General features: G+C 73.4%; 12 protein-coding genes. 2 read left to right on the top strand and 10 right to left on the bottom strand.

The genetic code is table 11. The features are described from left to right. The 5 genes from OM98_RS16170 to exaC all read right to left on the bottom strand — a co-directional run. A partial coding sequence (locus OM98_RS16170; RefSeq protein WP_010533691.1) for a glycosyltransferase family 2 protein occupies positions 1 to 1,297 on the bottom strand: 1,297 nt, incomplete at its 3' end. Beyond that, positions 1,294 to 2,124 (bottom strand): DUF5926 family protein, encoded by an 831-nt coding sequence (locus tag OM98_RS05970; protein WP_010533690.1) that lies wholly within the window; start codon positions 2,122 to 2,124, stop codon positions 1,294 to 1,296. The genes OM98_RS16170 and OM98_RS05970, both read right to left, overlap by 4 nt. A gap of 60 nt (positions 2,125 to 2,184) precedes the next feature. Further along, positions 2,185 to 2,676, bottom strand: coding sequence for a GNAT family N-acetyltransferase (locus tag OM98_RS05965; RefSeq protein WP_033195048.1), 492 nt, complete (start codon positions 2,674 to 2,676; stop codon positions 2,185 to 2,187). A gap of 28 nt (positions 2,677 to 2,704) precedes the next feature. Further along, positions 2,705 to 3,682 (bottom strand): glutaminase A, encoded by a 978-nt coding sequence (glsA, locus tag OM98_RS05960; RefSeq protein WP_010533688.1) that lies wholly within the window; start codon positions 3,680 to 3,682, stop codon positions 2,705 to 2,707. A gap of 29 nt (positions 3,683 to 3,711) precedes the next feature. Next, positions 3,712 to 5,235 carry an acetaldehyde dehydrogenase ExaC gene (exaC, locus tag OM98_RS05955; RefSeq protein ID WP_010533687.1) on the bottom strand — a complete coding sequence of 508 codons (1,524 nt, stop codon included), beginning with the start codon at positions 5,233 to 5,235 and terminating at the stop codon, positions 3,712 to 3,714. 472 nt (positions 5,236 to 5,707) lie between these two features. On the opposite strand from exaC, the gene pulA reads away from it, so the two are divergent. Further along, a complete protein-coding gene (pulA, locus tag OM98_RS16350) occupies positions 5,708 to 11,851 on the top strand; it encodes a pullulanase-type alpha-1,6-glucosidase (protein WP_010533686.1) in 6,144 nt (2,047 codons plus the stop codon). Between the two features lie 296 nt (positions 11,852 to 12,147). Next, on the top strand, positions 12,148 to 13,224 hold the full coding sequence (locus OM98_RS05940) for an ornithine cyclodeaminase (protein WP_010533685.1): 1,077 nt from the start codon (positions 12,148 to 12,150) through the stop codon (positions 13,222 to 13,224). A gap of 4 nt (positions 13,225 to 13,228) precedes the next feature. Here the strand turns inward: OM98_RS05940 and OM98_RS05935 are convergent, their stop codons facing one another. The 5 genes from OM98_RS05935 to OM98_RS05920 form a co-directional block, all read right to left on the bottom strand. Next, the gene (locus OM98_RS05935; RefSeq protein ID WP_083837722.1) at positions 13,229 to 15,262 is read right to left on the bottom strand and encodes an iron ABC transporter permease; all 2,034 of its coding nucleotides are present in this window, start codon (positions 15,260 to 15,262) and stop codon (positions 13,229 to 13,231) included. A gap of 38 nt (positions 15,263 to 15,300) precedes the next feature. Further along, positions 15,301 to 16,227, bottom strand: coding sequence for an ABC transporter substrate-binding protein (locus tag OM98_RS05930; protein WP_010533683.1), 927 nt, complete (start codon positions 16,225 to 16,227; stop codon positions 15,301 to 15,303). 37 nt (positions 16,228 to 16,264) lie between these two features. Beyond that, complete coding sequence (locus OM98_RS16415; protein WP_342626425.1) at positions 16,265 to 16,585, bottom strand: ATP-binding cassette domain-containing protein; 321 nt, start codon at positions 16,583 to 16,585, stop codon at positions 16,265 to 16,267. Next, entirely contained in the window at positions 16,525 to 17,265 is a 741-nt protein-coding gene (locus OM98_RS16410) for an ABC transporter ATP-binding protein (RefSeq protein ID WP_342626424.1), read from the bottom strand. The genes OM98_RS16415 and OM98_RS16410 overlap by 61 nt, the downstream gene beginning before the upstream one ends. Positions 17,266 to 17,533: 268 nt before the next feature. After that, complete coding sequence (locus OM98_RS05920) at positions 17,534 to 18,058, bottom strand: AAA family ATPase (protein WP_033194814.1); 525 nt, start codon at positions 18,056 to 18,058, stop codon at positions 17,534 to 17,536. Positions 18,059 to 18,074: the final 16 nt, after the last annotated feature.

Below are 18,074 nucleotides of genomic sequence, written 5' to 3'. Positions count from 1 at the left end.
CGGGCTCGGGCTCGGGCTCGGGCTCGGGCTCGGGCTCGGGCTCGGGCTCGGGCTCGGGCTCGGGCTCGGGCTCGGGAGCAGGATCGACCGGCGCGGGCGTCGCGACCGGAGACGCGGCCTCGGGCGCGGCTCCCCAGGCGGAGATCTCCTCGGTGTCCGTGCTGCTCATCCATCGGGGCGTGCGAGGCGCAGCCTGCTCCGGGTCCGCCGGCGGAGCGTCCTCGGCGGGGGCCGCATCCGGGGTCGGCTCGGGCAGCGGCGCGGCGGTGCTCGCGGCGGATCCGACCAGGGCGTCCGAGGCCTGCGGCGGGGCTGGCTCATCGGCGGAGAGCTCCACGGGTGCCTCGGTCTCCGACTCCCGAGCGGCGACGACCCCTGCTTCGGACTGCCTGCCCACCGACGTCTCGTCGGCGGCGTCGGTGTCACGACTCTGCGCGGTCTCGTCCTCGTCGGCCGGGATGTCGGGGCTCAGGTGGCGGCGGCTGGCCAGGGCCCGCAGCACGTCGCGCAGCTGGGCGGCGCGGTGCATCTGCCCGCGCAGGTCCTTCCCGGTGGCGCGGTGGTGGAGCTCGCAGTCGATCTCCTTCACCCAGAAGCCCTGGGTGAGCGCATCGATGGTCAGGCCGGTCTCCACGCCCCAGCCTCCGGCCAGCGGCTGCACGGTCTCCCAGGTCTCGCGGGTGATGCAGCGGGTGCCGGACAGCGGCTGGGTGGCCTCCCAGCCGGTGGCGCGGCGGATGCCGCTGCGGGAGGTGCGGACCACGACGCCCATGCCGCCGGCGCCCTCCTGCGGGGGCAGCAGGGCGATCGCCATGTCCACGCCCTCGCCGAGCACGGCGTCGACCAGCGGCTGCGCGGCGGCGGCGGAGGCGCCCATGTCGGCGTCCAGGAACAGCAGGGCGCGCTGCGCGGAGGGCTCCTCGTCCTCCAGGGTGATGCGGGGCAGCGGGCCGGTGTGGCCCTCCTCGCGGGGCTCGGCGTGGAGGGCCTCGTCGAAGCCCTCGCCGCCGTCGGCCTGCTCGGCCTGCTCCCGCATCGCGACCATCTGCGCGCCGGTGGCCATGGCGGCGGCCTTGCCCCGGTTGGAGCGGTGGCGCACCACGAGGGCCTCGGCGCCCATCGCGATGGCGGCCGTGGCGTCGGTGGAGCCGTCGTCGACCACCACCACCAGGTCCACGCCCTCGATGGTGAGGGCGGCGTCGATCGTCGCCTCGATCCGCTCCGCCTCGTTCTTGGCGGGGATGACGACGGCCACCGCCTCGGGGCGGTGCGCGGTCAGCGGCCCCGCGGGGCTCATCGCAGCGTCACCTGCCGCGCCACGATGCCGCCGCGGGCGCGACGCTCGAGGGCGGTGAGCGGCTCGGTGCTGGCCAGGGCCTCCTCGAAGCGCTCGCGGAAGGCGGCGGCCTCGGCGGCGACGCCCTCGGCACCGGTGCCGGAGGGGAGGTCCCAGACGGGGATGGTCATGCCCTCGGCGCGGAAGGAGCCGACGTACTTGGTGCCCTCGCCGATGGCGGAGACGCGGCGGGCGTGCAGACGGGAGACGGCGTCGATCACGCGGTCCTCCTCGGCGTCCAGCACCCAGCGCAGGTGCTCCTTGGGGCCGGCGTCGACCCAGAAGGCGTGCGGCAGCCCCTCGACGGGCGCGGTCGGCATGATCGACTCGTTCGCCTGCTCGATGCCGCGGTCGATCTCGGGGGTGCGCTCGGCGCCCGGGTCGATCCAGAAGTCGAAGGTGTCGTGCACGGCGATCGCGAAGTCGCCGTCGAGGTCCAGCACGTCCTGCAGGCGCGGGGAGTCGGAGCTCAGCTCGACGGTGGTCACGGGGTTGCCGGGCTCGAGGGCGAGGGCCTGCACGAGCGCCTGGCCGAGCCCGCGGGAGAGGTCGCCGCCGGGCAGGCTGGACTGCACGCCGAGGATCACGGAGCCGTCGGAGCGGCGCACCGCGGGCCAGGTCATCGGCAGAATCGTCGCCAGCACCACGTCCACCCCGCCGTGCGCGGCGGTGGTGCGGGCCGCCATGGTCGCGGCGGGGATCAGCTGGCGCATGGCCACCAGGTCCCGTTCGTTCGGCAGTCCCTCGAAGGGGCGGCGGACCAGGGCATCGGTCGAGGTGGAGCTCATGGACGGGAGTCTACCGAGCGGGCGCGACGGTTCGCGCGCGGCGGCGCGCGGGCCGGGTGCTCACGACGGCCGCGCGGCCGGACGCAGCATCCGCCGCTCGCTCTCGTCCTCCGGGTTCCCGCCGATGTCGACGTAGCCGCAGGAGCGGTAGAGGGCCTGGGCGGCCGTGTTCGCGGTGCGCACGTCGAGCCGCAGCGGGGTGCTCGGGTGCGAGCGGGCCAGGTGCTCGGCGCAGGCGTCCAGCAGAGCCCGGCCGGTGCCGCGGCCCCGCTCCTCGGGGGCCACCCACATCGAAACCAGCTCGGCCGGTCCCCCCGGCTGCTCGGGCAGCACCAGGCGCACCATGCCGACGGTGCGGCCGTCGCGCTCGGCGATCAGCGCGGCGCCCGGCAGGCGGAAGTACCCGCGCCAGAACGGCTCCTCCCCCTCGGCCTGCTCCCGCTCCTCGGTGCCGGCCAGGGTGCTGCCGAAGGCTTCGGGCGCCTCGGCCAGGGCGCGCCGCCGCACCTCCCTCCAGCGCCGCCAGTCCGCGGCATCCAGCGCGCGGATCACCGCCGGACGGTCGTTGTGCGCGCCCACCTCAGATCGCCGTCCCGATCTCGGTCAGCTCGGCGGCGCGCCGGTCGAGGTCCGCGGCCTCCTGGCCGTCCAGCAGGTGCATGGAGAAGTCCTCGCTCATCCGCTCGAAGGCGAGGGTGCCGCGCACCGAGTTGCCGTGCTGGTCGAGCTGCGGCGCGTAGGTGGCGATACCGAAGCGGGAGGGCAGGGAGGCGATGATGCCGCCGGCCACGCCGGACTTCGCGGGCAGGCCGACGTCGCTCACCCAGTCCCCCGCGTTGTCGTACATGCCGCAGGTGAGCATCACCGAGAGCACCTGGCGCGCCGCCACCCGGGAGAACACCCGCTCGCCGGTCAGCGGGTTCGTGCCACCGGAGGCGAGGGTTGCGGCCATCACCGCGAGGTCGGTGACCGTGGTCAGCACGGCGCAGCCCTCGATGTACCCGGCGACGACCTCCTCGGCGTCCTCGTCCATCGAGCCCGCGGCGCGCAGCATGTGCGCCAGCGCCAGGTTGCGGTCCGACCCGGCGAGCTCCCGGCGGCAGGTCTCCTCGTGCAGCTCCAGCGGGCGGCCGGCGGCGGCCTCCAGCACGGCGCGCAGTCGCTCGGTGCGTTCGGCCTGCTCCGGGCCGAGCATCGCGTGGGTGCGGATCGCCCCGATGTTCACCAGCGGGTTCTTCGGCTTCTTGGTCACCCGGTCCAGGCTGAGCGCCCCGAAGTCCTCCCCCGTGGGCTCCTCGTCCACGATCGAGGTGACGTAGTCGTGGCCGTGCAGGTCGATCGCGGCGCCGTAGGCGAAGGCCTTGGAGATCGACTGCACCGGGAAGGCGTGGTCGCTGCCCTCGGCGGTGATCCGGCCGTCGAGGTCGCACAGGGCCAGACCCAGGTGCTCGTCGCGGGCGCCGGAGAGCCGGGCCAGCTCGGGCACCTCCCCGCCCGCCTCGGCCTCGAGCAGGGCGGTGTGGAGGCGGGCGAAGTAGGTGGCCAGGGCGCTCGTCATGCCCGCACACTACCGGGGGGCGCGGCGGCTCAGAAGAAGCCGAGGGTGTCCTCCCCGTAGGAGACCAGCAGGTTCTTGGTCTGCTGGTAGTGGTCGAGCATCATCTTGTGGTTCTCGCGGCCGATGCCCGAGCCCTTGTAGCCGCCGAAGGCCGCGTGCGCCGGGTAGGCGTGGTAGTTGTTCACCCACACCCGGCCCGCCTCGATGCCGCGTCCGGCGCGGTAGGCGATGTTCTGCTGGCGGCTCCACACCCCGGCGCCGAGGCCGTAGAGGGTGTCGTTGGCCAGGGAGATCGCCTCGTCGAAGGTGGAGAAACGGGTCATCGCGAGCACCGGGCCGAAGATCTCCTCCTGGAAGATCCGCATGTCGTTGGTGCCCTCGAAGACGGTGGGGCGGATGTAGAAGCCGCCGGAGAGGTTCCCGCCCAGCTCCGCCGGGGCGCCGCCGGCCAGCACCTTCGCCCCCTCCTGGGTACCGATGTCGAGGTAGGAGACGATCTTCCGGAACTGCTCGTCGCTGGCCTGGGCGCCGATCTGGGTGTCGGTGTCCAGCGGGTCCCCCTGCACGGTGGCTTCCACCCGGGCCAGCGCGTCGGCCAGGAAGTCGTCACCGATGGAGTCCTGCACCAGGGCGCGGGAGGGGCAGGTGCACACCTCCCCCTGGTTCAGGGAGAACATCGCGAAGCCCTCCAGCGCCTTGTCGTAGTAGGCGTCCTTCTCGGCGGCGACATCGGCGAAGAACAGGTTGGGGCTCTTCCCGCCCAGCTCCAGTGTCACCGGGATCAGGTTCTGGGAGGCGTACTGCATGATCAGCCGCCCGGTCGTGGTCTCGCCGGTGAAGGCGATCTTCGCGATCCGGGGGCTGGAGGCGAGGGGCTTGCCGGCCTCGGGGCCGAGGCCGTTGACGATGTTGACCACGCCGTCGGGCAGCAGGTCGGCGATGAGCTCCAGCAGCACCAGAATCGAGGCGGGGGTCTGCTCGGCGGGCTTGAGCACCACGCAGTTGCCGGCGGCGAGCGCCGGGGCGAGCTTCCAGGTGGCCATGAGGATCGGGAAGTTCCAGGGGATGATCTGCCCGACCACACCCAGGGGCTCGTGGAAGTGGTAGGCGACGGTGTCCTCGTCGATCTGGGACAGCGCGCCCTCCTGCACCCGGATCGCACCGGCGAAGTAGCGGAAGTGGTCGATGGCCAGGGGGATGTCGGCGTTCAGGCACTCGCGGACGGCCTTGCCGTTGTCCCAGGTCTCGGCCACCGCCAGCAGCTCGAGGTTCTCCTCCATGCGGTCGGCGATGCGCTGCAGCAGCAGTGCGCGGTCCGCGGGGCTGGTGCGGCCCCAGGCCTGCTTCGCGGCGTGGGCGGCGTCCAGGGCCAGCTCCACGTCCTCGGCGCCGGAGCGGGGCACCTCGCAGAACACCTCCCCCGTCACCGGGGTGCGGTTCTCCAGGTACTCCCCCTGCACCGGCGGCACCCAGCGGCCGCCGATCCAGTTCTCGTAGCGGGGGGCGAAGGTCACGGCCGCCCCGTCCGTGCCGGGCTGCGCGTAGATGGTCATGGTGATCCTTCCGTCGGGGAGTGAGGTCACCGGCGGCAGCGCCAGACCGGGCCGAGGCCCGGGACCGACGTCGTCGTCGGATCCCCGACGGTACCGAGCCGGTGCGGGACGGGCAATGGCGGGCCGGCGTCACCGCGGGGGGTGTCCACGAGTTGGGGCATGAGAGGCAGCGCCTCGTCACATCGGAGGCGCTGTCATCCACGCTCCGTCTGATGGACACGACCGCCCGCCGCCCCTCCGCGAACCCCTCGCCGAAACTTCTTGCAGGTTTGCCGGTTCCCCTGGAGGCTTGTGCGGGCATCTTCTATGGTCATAGTCGTGTGACCCGAATCGCAGCGGTCGCACACTCCGCAAGAACTTGCAGGCCCAGGGTTCCCCCGGCATCGACGCCGCCTTTGGCCCGCCCCGCAGCACCCCGACCCCGCCCTGGCGGCCCCCACCGCCTCCCCTGCCCGGACGAAGGAGTCCCCGCATGTCGGTCCCCCGGTCGACCCCGCTCCCCCACCCCCTCGCGCACCCCGTCGCACGGCCCTCCGTCCGGGCCGCCGCGGCCCTCACCGCCCTGGCCATCGCGCTGATCGCCTTCCTCGGCGCCGCCCCCGCGGCCCGCGCCGTCGGCCCCGACCAGCCGGTGCTCGTGGGCGACCTGCAGACCGAGCTGGGCTGCGCCGAGGACTGGCAGGCCGACTGCGAGGAGACCCGCCTCGAGGCCACCGGCACCGACGGTCTCTGGGAGGCGACCTTCGAGATCCCCGCGGGGCAGTGGCAGATGAAGGCCGCGATCGGCGGCAGCTGGGACACGTCCTACGGCCTGGACGGCGGCGAGGAGAACATCCCCTTCGCCGCCGCCGCCCCCACCGCGGTGACCGTCCGCTTCGACGAGGACACCCAGCGCCTCTCCGTCGCCCTGGCCGAGCAGCCCGGCGAGTACACCGAGGACGACGCCGAGCTGGCCGCCGCCCCCTCCCGGCACCCCGGCGGCGGGCAGACCTTCTACTTCGTGCTCACCGACCGCTTCGCCAACGGCGACACCGGGAACGACACCGGCGGCCTGGAGGGCGACCGCACCGAGACCGGCTACGACCCCACCGACAAGGGCTTCTACCAGGGCGGGGACATCGCCGGGCTGCACGATCAGCTCGACTACATCGAGGACCTGGGGATGACCTCGATCTGGCTCACCCCCTCCTTCACCAACAACCCCGTGCAGGGCGAGGGCGAGGACGCCAGTGCCGGCTACCACGGCTACTGGGTCACCGACTTCACCACCATCGACCCTCACCTGGGCACCAACGAGGAGCTGAAAGCCCTCATCGACGACGCCCACTCCCGCGGCATCGACGTCTACTTCGACATCATCGTCAACCACACCGCGGACCTCATCGACTACGAGGAGGGCAGCTACGACTACGTCGACCAGGCCACCTCCCCGTACCGCGACGCGGACGGCAACCCCGTCGACGTCACCGCCGCCGCCCAGTCCGCCGACTTCCCGGTGCTGGACCCGGCGACCAGCTTCCCCTACACCCCGGTGCGCTCCGAGGAGAACACCGTGATGGTGCCCGAGGAGCTCAACGACGTCTCGCTGTACCACAACCGCGGCAACTCGACGTGGGAGGGCGAGTCGGTCACCTTCGGCGACTTCGACGGCCTGGACGACCTGATGACCGAGGACCCGCGGGTGCTGGCCACCATGGAGGAGATCTACACGACCTGGATGGACTTCGGCATCGACGGCTTCCGCATCGACACCGTCAAGCACGTCGACTTCGCCTTCTGGGAGTCCTTCACCGCCACCCTCGACGAGCACCGCGCCACCGCCCCCGCCGGCGAGGAGTTCTTCAGCTTCGGCGAGGTCTACGACGCCGACGCCACCAAGCTCTCCCCCTACGTGCGCGAGACCGAGATGGACTCGGTGCTGGACTTCGCCTTCCAGTCCTCGGCCACCAACTGGGCGCGCGGCTACTCCGCGCAGGGCCTGGCCGGGCTGTACGCCGCCGACGACTACTACACGACACCCGACTCCTCCGCCGCGGACCTGCCCACCTTCGTCGGCAACCACGACATGGGCCGCATCGGGAACCTGCTGCAGGACAGCGACCGCCTCGACGAACGGTCCGCTTTCGCCCACACCACCATGCTGCTCACCCGTGGCCAGCCGGTGATCTACTACGGCGACGAGCAGGGCTTCGTGGGCGACGGCAACGACAAGGACGCCCGCCAGTCCCTCTTCGCCAGCCAGACCCCCTCCTACCTCGACGACACCCTGGTCGACGGCAGCGCCTACGGCGAGGGCGACCACTACGACACCTCCGCGCAGCTCTACCCGCACATCGCGGAGCTCGCCACCCTGCGCAACTCCACCCCGGCACTGGCCACGGGCGCGCAGATCGAGCTGTACGCCGAGGACGGCGCGGGCGTGTACGCCACCGCCCGGGTGGACCGCGAGGAGCAGGTCGAGCACCTGGTGGCGATGAACAACGCCGCCGAGGAGCGCACCGTCACCCTGACCACCCTCACCCCCGGCGCCACCTACACCGCGCTGTACGGCGCGCACGAGACGGTCACCGCCGACGCCGAGGGCAGCGTGACCCTCACCGTGCCCTCCCTGGACGCCGTGGTGCTGGTGGCCGACGCCCCCGTCGCCGCCGCCGGGGACGCCCAGGCCATCGAGCTGGACCTCGCCGCGGGAGCCGCCCTGGAGGGCATGGCCCCGGTCTCCGCGACCGTGACCGCGGACCGCTGGGCCGAGACCTCCTTCGCTTACCGCCTCGCCGGGGAGTCCGGCTGGACGCCGCTGGGCACCGCCGAGGACGACACCCCGCGGGTCTTCCACGACGTGAGCGGACTGCCCGACGGCACCGTCGTCGAGTACCGCGCCGTCTCCACCGACGCCGCCGGCGAGCGCGTGGCCGCCTCCACCGTCGGCGTGGTCGGCGCCGACCTGTCCGCCTCCGGCTCCGAGGAGGAGACCGGCTCCGTGGGCGCCGACTCGGTGACCCTGCCCGGGTCCCTGAACGCCGCGATGGGATGCACCGCCGACTGGCAGCCCGACTGCGCCGACGCCCTGCTCAGCGAGGACCCCGACTCCGGCATGTTCACCGGCAGCTGGGAGATCCCCGCCGGCGACTACGAGGCGAAGGTCGCCATCGGCGGCAGCTGGGAGGAGAACTACGGCGCCGGCGGCGTCCCCGGCGGCGAGAACATCGCCATCGCCCACGAGGGCGGCGAGCTCACCGTCTGGTACGACCCCGACACCCACGTCCTGCAGACCTCCGCCGACGGCCCGATCATCACCCTGCCGGGCTCGATGAACGCCGCCCTCGGCTGCCCCGAGGACTGGATGCCCGACTGCATGGCCACCTGGATGCAGGACGGCGACGGGGACGGCACCTACACCTTCACCACCGACGCCCTGCCCGCCGGCTCCTACGAGGTGAAGGTCGCCCACGGCCGCTCCTGGGACGAGAGCTACGGTGAGGGGGGCGCCGCCGGCGGCGCCAACATCGCCTTCTCCACGCAGGACGGGAAGACCGTGACCTTCAGCTACGACCTGGACAGCCACGAGCTCAGCATCGAGGCCGAGGACCCGCTCGCCGCGGGCGACGGCCAGCAGCTCGCCCACTTCGTCGACGCCGACACCCTGGCCTGGCCCGCCGACCAGGTCACGGACGGCGCCGAGTACGCCCTGTGGACAGCCCCCGAGGGCGGCCTCGCCGTGGCCGACGGCGCCGTCACCGGGGGCGAGCAGCTCGGCACCCTCACCCTGCGGGGCAGCGGCCTCGACGAGGAGGAGCTGGCCGACCGCGGCCACCTGGCCGACTACGCCGCCCTGGACCTCACCGGCGTCGAGGACGCCGACCTGCGTGCGGCCCTGACCGGACAGCTCGCCGTCGTCCGCACCGGCGCCGAGGGCGTCGAGGTGCTGACCGGCGTGCAGATCCCCGGCGTGCTCGACGCGCTGTTCGGGCAGGCGGCCACCGAGGCCGAGATCGGCCCGCGCTTCGTGGACGGCGCCCCGCAGCTCGCCCTGTGGGCGCCCACCGCGAAGAACGTCACCCTGCAGCTGATGGACGCCGAGGACCCGGCCCTGGCCACCGGCGGCGACCCCGACACGGCCGAGGTCACCGAGGTGGCGATGGAACGCGGCGAGGACGGCACCTGGACCGTGGCCGGCGAGGCCGGCTGGGAGGACCGCGCCTACCGCTTCGCCGTCGAGGTGTACGTCCCCGCCGAGGACGCGGTGCTCACCAACGTGGTCACCGACCCCTACTCGGTGGCGCTCACCCTGAACTCCACCGCCTCCGTGCTGGTGGACCTGGACGACCCGCGCTGGGCCCCCGAGGTCTGGACCGACACCGCCGCGCCCCTCGTCGAGCAGTTCGCCGACCAGACCATCTACGAGCTGCACCTGCGCGACCTCTCCGGCGGGGACGAGTCCCTGCCCGAGGAGCTGCGCGGCACCTACGCGGCCGTCGGCCACGAGGACTCCACCGGCTCCGCGCGGCTCACCGAGCTGGCCGAGGCCGGGGTGACCACCGTGCACCTGCTGCCCACCTTCGACATCGCCACCATCGAGGAGGACCGCGACGCCCAGGCCGTCGCCGACATCCCCGCCGACGCCGGCCCGGCCTCCACCGCGCAGCAGGAGGCGGTGGCCGCCGTCGCCGACGAGGACGCCTACAACTGGGGCTACGACCCCTTCCACTACATGACCCCCGAGGGCTCCTACGCCCCCGCCGGGGAGCAGTCCGGCGGGGCGCGCACCGCCTCCTTCCGCTCGATGGTGGGCGAGTTCCACCAGATGGGCCTGCAGGTGGTGCTCGACCAGGTGTACAACCACACCGCCGCCAGCGGGCAGGACGCCAAGAGCGTGCTGGACCAGGTGGTGCCCGGCTACTACCAGCGGCTGAACCTGGTGGGCGACGTGGAGAACTCCACCTGCTGCTCCAACATCGCCACCGAGCACGCGATGGCGCAGAAGCTGATGGTGGACTCCACCGTGCTGTGGGCCCGCCAGTACCGGGTGGACGGCTTCCGATTCGACCTGATGGGCCACCATTCCCGGGAGAACATGCTGGCCGTGCGCGAGGCGCTGGACGAACTGACCCTCGCCGAGGACGGCGTGGACGGCGCCTCGATGTACCTCTACGGGGAGGGCTGGAACTTCGGCGAGGTCGCCGACGACGCCCGCTTCGACCAGGCCACCCAGGGCGGCCTGGACGGCACCTCGATCGGCTCCTTCAACGACCGGCTGCGGGACGCCGTGCACGGCGGCAGCCCCTTCGACACCGACAAGCGCACCGCCCAGGGCTTCGGCAACGGCCTGGTGACCATGCCCAACGGGTACGCGACCGCGAGCGAGGAGGAGCAGCTGGCGGACCTGCGCCACCGCACCGACCTGATCCGGCTCGGCCTGGCCGGGAACCTCTCCGACTACGAGCTGCTGGCCAGCTCCGGCGAGGTCACCCGCGGCGACGCCCTGGACTACAACGGGGCGCCCGCCGGCTTCGCCACCCGGCCCGAGGAATCGGTGAACTACGTGGACGCCCACGACAACGAGGCGCTCTACGACATCAATGTGTGGAAGCTGCCGCAGGACGCGGACATGGACACCCGGGTGCGGATGAACACGCTGTCCCTGGCCACGGTCGCGCTGGGACAGTCGCCCTCCTTCTGGGCGGGCGGCACGGACCTGATGCGTTCGAAGTCGATGGACCGCGACTCCTGCAACTCCGGCGACCACTTCAACATGATCGACTGGACGATGCAGGGCAACGGCTTCGGCGAGGGCCTGCCGCCGGAGGGCAAGAACGGCGAGGCCTGGGAGCTGATGACCCCGATGCTCGAGGACGAGGCGAAGACCCCCACGACGGAGGACATCGCGTTCTCCTCGGAGACCACGCTGGACCTGCTGCGTCTGCGCTCCAGCTCGAACCTGTTCACCCTCGGCGACGCGGAGGCCATCCTCCAGAAGGTCTCCTTCCCCAACGCCGGCCCGGAGGCCACGCCCGGCCTGCTGGTGATGCGGATCGACGACACCGTGGGCACCGACGCGGACCCGGCGCTGGACGGCCTGACCGTGGTGTTCAACGCCTCCGGGGAGCCGATCACCGAGGCCGTCGAGGGCATGGAGGGCGTGGAGCAGCAGCTCTCCCCCGTGCAGGCCGAGGGTGCCGACCCGGTGGTCAAGGAGTCCACCTGGGACGCGGCCTCCGGCACCGTCACCGTGCCCGCGCAGTCCGTGGCCGTGTTCGTGACGCCCACCACGGGCGACGGCGGCGACGGCGGCGACGGTGGCTCCGATGGAGGTGGGGACGGCTCCGATGGGGGTGGCGACGGCTCCGACAAGCCCGGCAAGGGTCACGGCCACGGGAACGGGCACGACAAGGGCAAGGGCAAGGGCCACGACAAGGGGCACGGCAACAACGGCAAGGGCAAGGGCCACGACAAGGGGCACGGCAACAACGGCAAGGGCAAGGGCCACGACAAGGGGCACGGCAACAACGGCAAGGACAAGGACAAGTCCAAGGGGAACGGGAAGGGCAACGGGAAGGGCAACGGGAAGGACAAGGGCAACGGCAAGAGCCGCGGCCCCGCCCGCACCGTCGACTGACCCACTTCCCCGGGCCTGATCGGACCCGACTGGGGCCCACCGACTCCGGCCATGTCCACCAGATGGAGCGTGGGAGACACTGCCTCGCAATGCGCGGGGCGCTGCCTCCCACGCTCCATCTGGTGGACAGCCCTCCCGGGCTCGATAGGTTCGCGGCACCCCGCTGGGACGGGCGACCGAGCACGCCGTGTCCATCCGATGGACACGCCTCGGAGCAGACCGGTCCGTCGAGGCCTCGAGGCGCGCCAGGGGCGGGCCTACCCTGAACGGACCGGCCCCTGCGAGAGGAGACGCTGATGTCCTCCACCCCCGACGCCCCCGGCCCGCGCGCCGCCTCCCCCGGGCCCAGCACCCGGGTGCCGCTGCTGGACGTGCCCGGCGTGGCCGCCTGGCTGCGCCGCGACGGAGTCGAGACCGTACTCGCGCGCCTGGTCACGGCCCTGGAGGAGGACTGGTCGCGCTGGGACCGGGTGGAGAAGTCGCCGCGCATCGCCAGCCACACCGCGATCGGGGTGATCGAGCTGATGCCCGTCTCGGACGGCGAGCACTTCGCCTTCAAGTACGTCAACGGCCACCCCGGCAACCCTGCCCGCGGCCTGCAGACCGTCACCGCCTTCGGCGCCTATGCCGACGTCGCCACCGGGTACCCGCTGCTGCTGGCCGAGATGACCCTGCTGACCGCGCTGCGCACCGCCGCCATGTCCGCCCTGGCCGCGCGGGAGATGGCGCGTCCCTGCGCCCGGGTGCACGCGATGATCGGCGCCGGTTCGCAGGCCGCCTTCCAGGCCCTCGCCCTGCGCGCCGTGCTCGGCCTGGACCAGGTGCGGGCGTTCGACCTCGACCCCGCCGCGGTCGAGGCGCTGCGCGGACACCTCGCACCGCGGGGCCTCAGCGTGCACGCGGCGGGCAGCGTCGAGGAGGCGCTGGAGGACGCGGACGTGGTCACCACCTGCACCGCCGCAAAGGCGCGGCAGGCGGTGCTGCGTCCGGAGCACCTGCGGCCCGGCCTGCACCTGAACGCGATCGGCGGGGACTGCCCCGGCAAGACCGAGCTCGACCCCGGGGTGCTCACGGCGGTGGATCGTATCGTGGTGGAGTACGCCCCGCAGACCCGCATCGAGGGCGAGATCCAGCAGCTGCCGGCCGAGCACCCGGTGACCGAGCTGGCCGAGGTGCTGGAGGGCCGGGCGACCGGGCGCGGCGGGCCGGAGGAGGTCACGCTGTTCGATTCGGTGGGCTTCGCCCTGGCCGACTTCTCGGTGCTGCGCCTCGCCCACGCCGCCACCGCCGGCACGGACCTGGTCACCCCGGTGCAGCTGGTCGCCGATCCCCCGGACCCCCGCGACCTCTTCGCCCTGCTCCAAGGGCCCTGACCGCTCAGGCGCGGGAGCGCCAGAGCAGCCAGACGAAGTAGGGGGCGCCGATGATCGCCACCAGCAGGCCCGCGGGCACCTGGGCGGGCGCGATCACGGTGCGGCCGAGGGCGTCGGCCAGGCCCACCAGAATCCCGCCCAACAGCATCGCCACCGGGATCGCCCGCAGGTGCCGCCCGCCGACCAGGGCCCGCGCCAGGTGCGGGGCGACCAGGCCCACGAAGCCCACCACGCCCACGGCCACCACGCTGATCGCGGCGAGCGCCGCCGCCAGGCCGAGCACGCCGAAGCGGGCCCGCTCCAGCCGCACCCCGAGGATGCGCGGGGTGTCCTCGTCGATGGTGAGCAGGTCCAGCTCGCGGTGCACGAGCAGCAGGATCGGCAGGGTGACCAGCAGCGCCACCGCCACGGGCGCCACGTCGGCCAGGGTGCGGCCGTAGGTGGTGCCCGAGAGCCAGGTCAGCAGGCGCGGGGTGTCGTAGGGGTTCGACCGCAGCAGCACGAAGGTCGTCAGCGCGCTCAGGCCATACCCCACACCGATGCCGATCAGCACGAAGCGCTCCGGCATCAGCCCGCCGCGCCAGGCCAGCACGGAGATCAGCGCGAAGGTGCCGACCCCGGCCAGGACCGCCACCAGCACCATCAGCGCGCGGGCACCGCCCAGGGAGGTCACCACCACGGCCGCTCCGAAGCCGGCGCCGGCGGTGATGCCCAGCAGCCCCGGCTCGGCCAGCGGATTGCGCACCGTGGACTGCACGACGCAGCCGGCCAGCGCCAGCGCCGCACCGGCCAGCACGGCGGCGCTCATGCGGGGCAGCCGCTCCCCCAGCGCCCGCGCCACCAGGTCGGGGGCGCCGCCCTGGGCCCACAGCACCACGTCGCCGAGGCGCAGCCAGAGACTCCCGGCGAGCAGCCCCAGCACCGCGACACCCACGCAGGCCGCCGCGGTGATCGCGAGGACGATCCAGAAGCGGCGGGTCGAGCGCAGCCCGGTGCGGGCCTGCGGCGGCTGCTGGGCGGGTCCGGAGTCCTGCAGGCGCCGCGCGAGCAGCACGATCACGAGCGCCCCCAGCAGGGCGGTGGGGATGCCGGTGGGAATGGAGGCGGCCTCCTGGGCGCCGAGGATCGCGCGCAGCACCGCGTCGGCCAGCACCACCACCAGGGCGCCCACCAGCCCGGCGGCGGGGATCAACAGCAGGTGCCGGTGCAGGGAGCGGATCAGGGAGCCGAGCAGCCGCGCCAGCACCGGCGCACCGAGCCCGACGAAGGCGATGGGGCCGGCGACGGTGACGGCGGTGCTGGTCAGCAGCACGGCGGCGAGCACGGCCAGCACCCGGGTGGAGCGCAGCGGCACCCCGAGGGAGGCGGCCGCATCGTCGCCGAGGCCCAGCACGTCCAGGCGCCGCGCGAGCAGCAGCGCCCCGATCACGACCAGGGCGATCACCGGCAGGGCGCGCAGGGAGGCGGTGAGGTTCAGCTGGGAGAGGGAGCCGCTGCCCCAGGCGTACAGCCCCGTCGTCTCCTCCTCGAAGAGGATCAGCAGCATCGAGGTGCCGGCCTGCAGCGCCATCGCCACGGCGGAGCCGGCCAGGATCAGCCGGGTGGTGGAGGTGCCGGCGCCCCCCGCCAGGGCCAGCACCAGCCCGGCGGCGACGAGGCCGCCGAGGAAGGCCACCGTGGAGGAGGCCCACAGCGGCACGGCCAGGCCGAGCGCCGCCACCAGGGTCAGCGTGAAGTAGGAGCCGGCGGTCACTGCGAGGGTGTCGGGCGCGGCCAGGGCGTTGCGGGCGATCGACTGCAGCAGCGTCCCGGCCACGCCGAGCGCGAGGCCGACGGCCACCCCGGCCAGCAGCCGGGGCAGGCGGGAGGCGATCACCACGTCGTGCACGGCCACGCCGTCCACGCTGCTGCGCTCCCCCGCGGCCTCGGCGAGCAGGTCACCCATACCGATGCCGGAGGTGCCCTGGGTGAGGTGCCACATGCCCGCCAGCATCAGGACGAGGGCGAGGCCGAGCAGGGTGGCCAGGCCGGCCAGCATCCCGGGGATGCCGACGGCGGCCCGGCCCCCTGCGGCGGTCACGATCCGGAGATCACGTCGACGTAGGCCTCGATGGCCTGCTCCGAGGAGCGGGGGCCGCCGAAGGTCCAGATGCCGGAGGGGAAGGCATGGGCGCGGCCCTCCTCGACGGCGGGCATCGAGGTCCACAGCTCGTTGCTCTCCAGCTGGGTGACGTAGCTGTCCTCGCCGTCCTCCGTGCCGGTGTAGAACAGGTTGGCGTCGCCGACGGTGGTCAGGCCCTCGATGTCGGTCTGGCCGAGGCCGTACACGGGGTCGACCTCCTCGGTCCAGGCGTTGGTCAGACCCAGCTCCTCACCGAGGGCGGTGAACAGGGCGCCCTCGCCGAAGGGGCGGATGGAGACGTTGCCGCCGTCCACCCAGCCGTCGAGGTAGACGAAGTCGGTGGTGGGCAGGTCGGCGTCGGCCACCTGCTGCTTCGCCTCCGCGATGGTGGTCTCGAACTCGTCGAGGACCACCTCGGCGCGCTCGGTGCGGCCGGTGGCCTCGGCGATCAGGGAGAACAGGTCGGTCATGTGGGTGACCGGGTCGGACGTGTCGGCGCCCTGGGTGGCGAGGACGGGCACGCCGAGCCCCTCGAGCTGCGCGATGACCGGGTCGTCCTCGGCGGTGGCCTCGACGATGATCAGGTCCAGGTCGGCGCCGGCGAGGGCGTCCATGCTGGGCTCCTGCCGCGTGCCGACGTCGGTGACGCGCTCGGCGGGCTGGTCCAGCTCGACGGTACGGCCGTAGTCGTCGGTGAGGGTGACGGCCTCGGTGGAGGTCTCGGTGGTGTCGGCGGCGCAGTCCTCGGAGATCGCGGAGCCGTCGGAGGCGGCGCCGGACTCCTCGGCGACGTCGGTGGTGCCGCAGGCGGCGAGGGCCAGGGCGGCCAGGGCCGTGGCGGCGGTGGCCGCGGCGCGGCGGGGGCGGACGGGCGTGCTCATGGGGATCCTCCGGGGGTGGCGAGCGGGACGGGTGCCCTCAGCGGGCGGTGGTGCCCGGGGCGGACGCGGGGGCGCCGGGGTCCGGGACGGTGGGGGCGGCCGACGGCTCGGCATCGGCCGGGGCGGGTGCAGCGGCGGGCCGGGCACCGTGGCGGCCGAGGGCGTCGATGCGCAGACGGCCGCTGCCGGGATCGGCCGTGACCTCGACGGGGATCTCGTAGACCTCACCGAGGTGGGCGCCGGTGAGGACCTTGGCAGCGGTGCCGGCGGCGTGGACGTGACCGCGGCGCAGCAGGATCACCTGGTCGGCGATGCGGGCGGCGTGGTCGAGGTCGTGCAGGACGATACCGACGGCCACGCCGTGCAGCTCGGCGAGTCGCGCACGAGGTCGAGCGTCTCGATCTGGTAGCGCAGGTCGAGGTGGTTGGTGGGCTCGTCCAGCAGCACGATGCCGGTGTCCTGGGCGAGGCAGGAGGCGAGCCAGACGCGCTGCATCTCCCCGCCGGAGAGCTCGCCGATGCCGCGCCCGGCGAAGGCGGTGATGCCGGTGAGGGTCATGGCACGGTCGATGGCGGCGCGGTCGGCGGCGGAGAGGCCGGCGAAGCGGCGCCGGTAGGGGTGGCGGCCGAAGGCGACGACGTCGTGCACGGAGAGGCCCTGGGGGCTGGTGCGGGACTGGGTGAACAGGGTGAGCGAGCGGGCGAGGTCCTTGGCGGACAGCAGCGCGGTGCTGCGCTCGACGGCCTCGGAGGATGCCGCGCTGCTCGTGTCGCCCGGGGCCGCGACGCCGCCGTGCTCCCCGGCGACGATGCGCACCTCCCCGCCGCTGAGCGGGTGGAGGCGGGCGAGGGAGCGCAGCACGGTGGACTTGCCGCTGCCGTTGGGGCCGAGCAGAGCGGTGACGGTGCCGGGGCGCAGGGTCAGGCCGACGCCGTGGACGACGGGCACACGCCCGTAGCGGAGCTCTAGCCCCTCCCCCGTGAGGACCGGCGGGACGGGCGCGGCCTGGTCGGCGGGGACGGGAGGCGGCGTGGGCACGAAGGAAGCTTAGTCTTACCTCACCGAATAACGAAACGCCGTCCCTGCGCCTTACGTCCGACTCCGGCCGCCCGGCTCACCCGACCCCTTCCGCCTGCTCCTGCTCACGCCATCTCCTCACCGAGCTCTTCAGGAGTGCGCGCTCGGGTGCCCATTCGCGCATTCACGAAGAGCTCGGTGAGGAGGGGAGCGGGTTGACCGGAACGGTGATACCGCAGGCGGGCACCGGCCCGGGCGGCACGCCAGGTGACGATGAGCTCGCCGCGGCTCAGCGACTGGGGAGCTCGGCGAGGAGCCGCTCGACCAGGGCGTCCTCGGAGTGCTCCTCCCCCAGCACCAGCTCCCCGGGCGTGCCGAGCAGGTCGCGCTCGCGGTACCAGGAGGCCACCTCGTCCTCCCCGACCTCGGCGGCGAGCGGCTTGGAGGCGTGGCGGCGGAGGGTCTCGGGCAGGCCGACGTCGAGGTACACGACCAGGCGCCAGCCGCCCCGCGCCTCGTGCTCGGCGCACAGTCCGCGCAGCGTCTCCCCGTAGCGCTCGGCGTCGAGGATCCCCTCCAGGATCGTGTGTCGGCCCAGGTCCAGGCAGTGGCGGGCCATCGCCCGGAGCAGGCCCGGGGTCTGCGGCCCGGGCTCGTCGAGCTCCCACAGCATGTCCCGGCGCACCACGTCCTGCCCGATCACGGCCACTTCCCCGCGCGGCAGGGAGCGCTGCACCCGCCGCGCCACCGTCGACTTCCCGGAGCCGGAGTTCCCCCGCAGGATCACCAGCGTCGGCGATGTCCGTTCAGCCATGCCCCATCTTCTCCCC

This window comes from Brachybacterium squillarum M-6-3 (assembly GCF_000225825.1).
GTDB lineage: Bacteria > Actinomycetota > Actinomycetes > Actinomycetales > Dermabacteraceae > Brachybacterium > Brachybacterium squillarum.
Note: the sequence above shows the minus strand (reverse complement) of the source record. Positions and strands in the feature narration are given on the sequence as shown.

Excerpts from the sequence above, each read along its gene's own strand:
- OM98_RS05970 (WP_010533690.1), bottom strand. The coding sequence starts at position 2,124 with ATGAGCTCCACCTCGACCGATGCCCTGGTCCGCCGCCCCTTCGAGGGA.
- exaC (WP_010533687.1), bottom strand. The coding sequence starts at position 5,235 with ATGACCATCTACGCGCAGCCCGGCACGGACGGGGCGGCCGTGACCTTC.
- glsA (WP_010533688.1), bottom strand. The coding sequence starts at position 3,682 with ATGACGAGCGCCCTGGCCACCTACTTCGCCCGCCTCCACACCGCCCTG.
- OM98_RS05935 (WP_083837722.1), bottom strand. The coding sequence starts at position 15,262 with ATGCTGGCCGGCCTGGCCACCCTGCTCGGCCTCGCCCTCGTCCTGATG.
- OM98_RS05930 (WP_010533683.1), bottom strand. The coding sequence starts at position 16,227 with ATGAGCACGCCCGTCCGCCCCCGCCGCGCCGCGGCCACCGCCGCCACG.
- pulA (WP_010533686.1), top strand. The coding sequence starts at position 5,708 with ATGTCGGTCCCCCGGTCGACCCCGCTCCCCCACCCCCTCGCGCACCCC.
- OM98_RS05920 (WP_033194814.1), bottom strand. The coding sequence starts at position 18,058 with ATGGCTGAACGGACATCGCCGACGCTGGTGATCCTGCGGGGGAACTCC.
- OM98_RS05940 (WP_010533685.1), top strand. The coding sequence starts at position 12,148 with ATGTCCTCCACCCCCGACGCCCCCGGCCCGCGCGCCGCCTCCCCCGGG.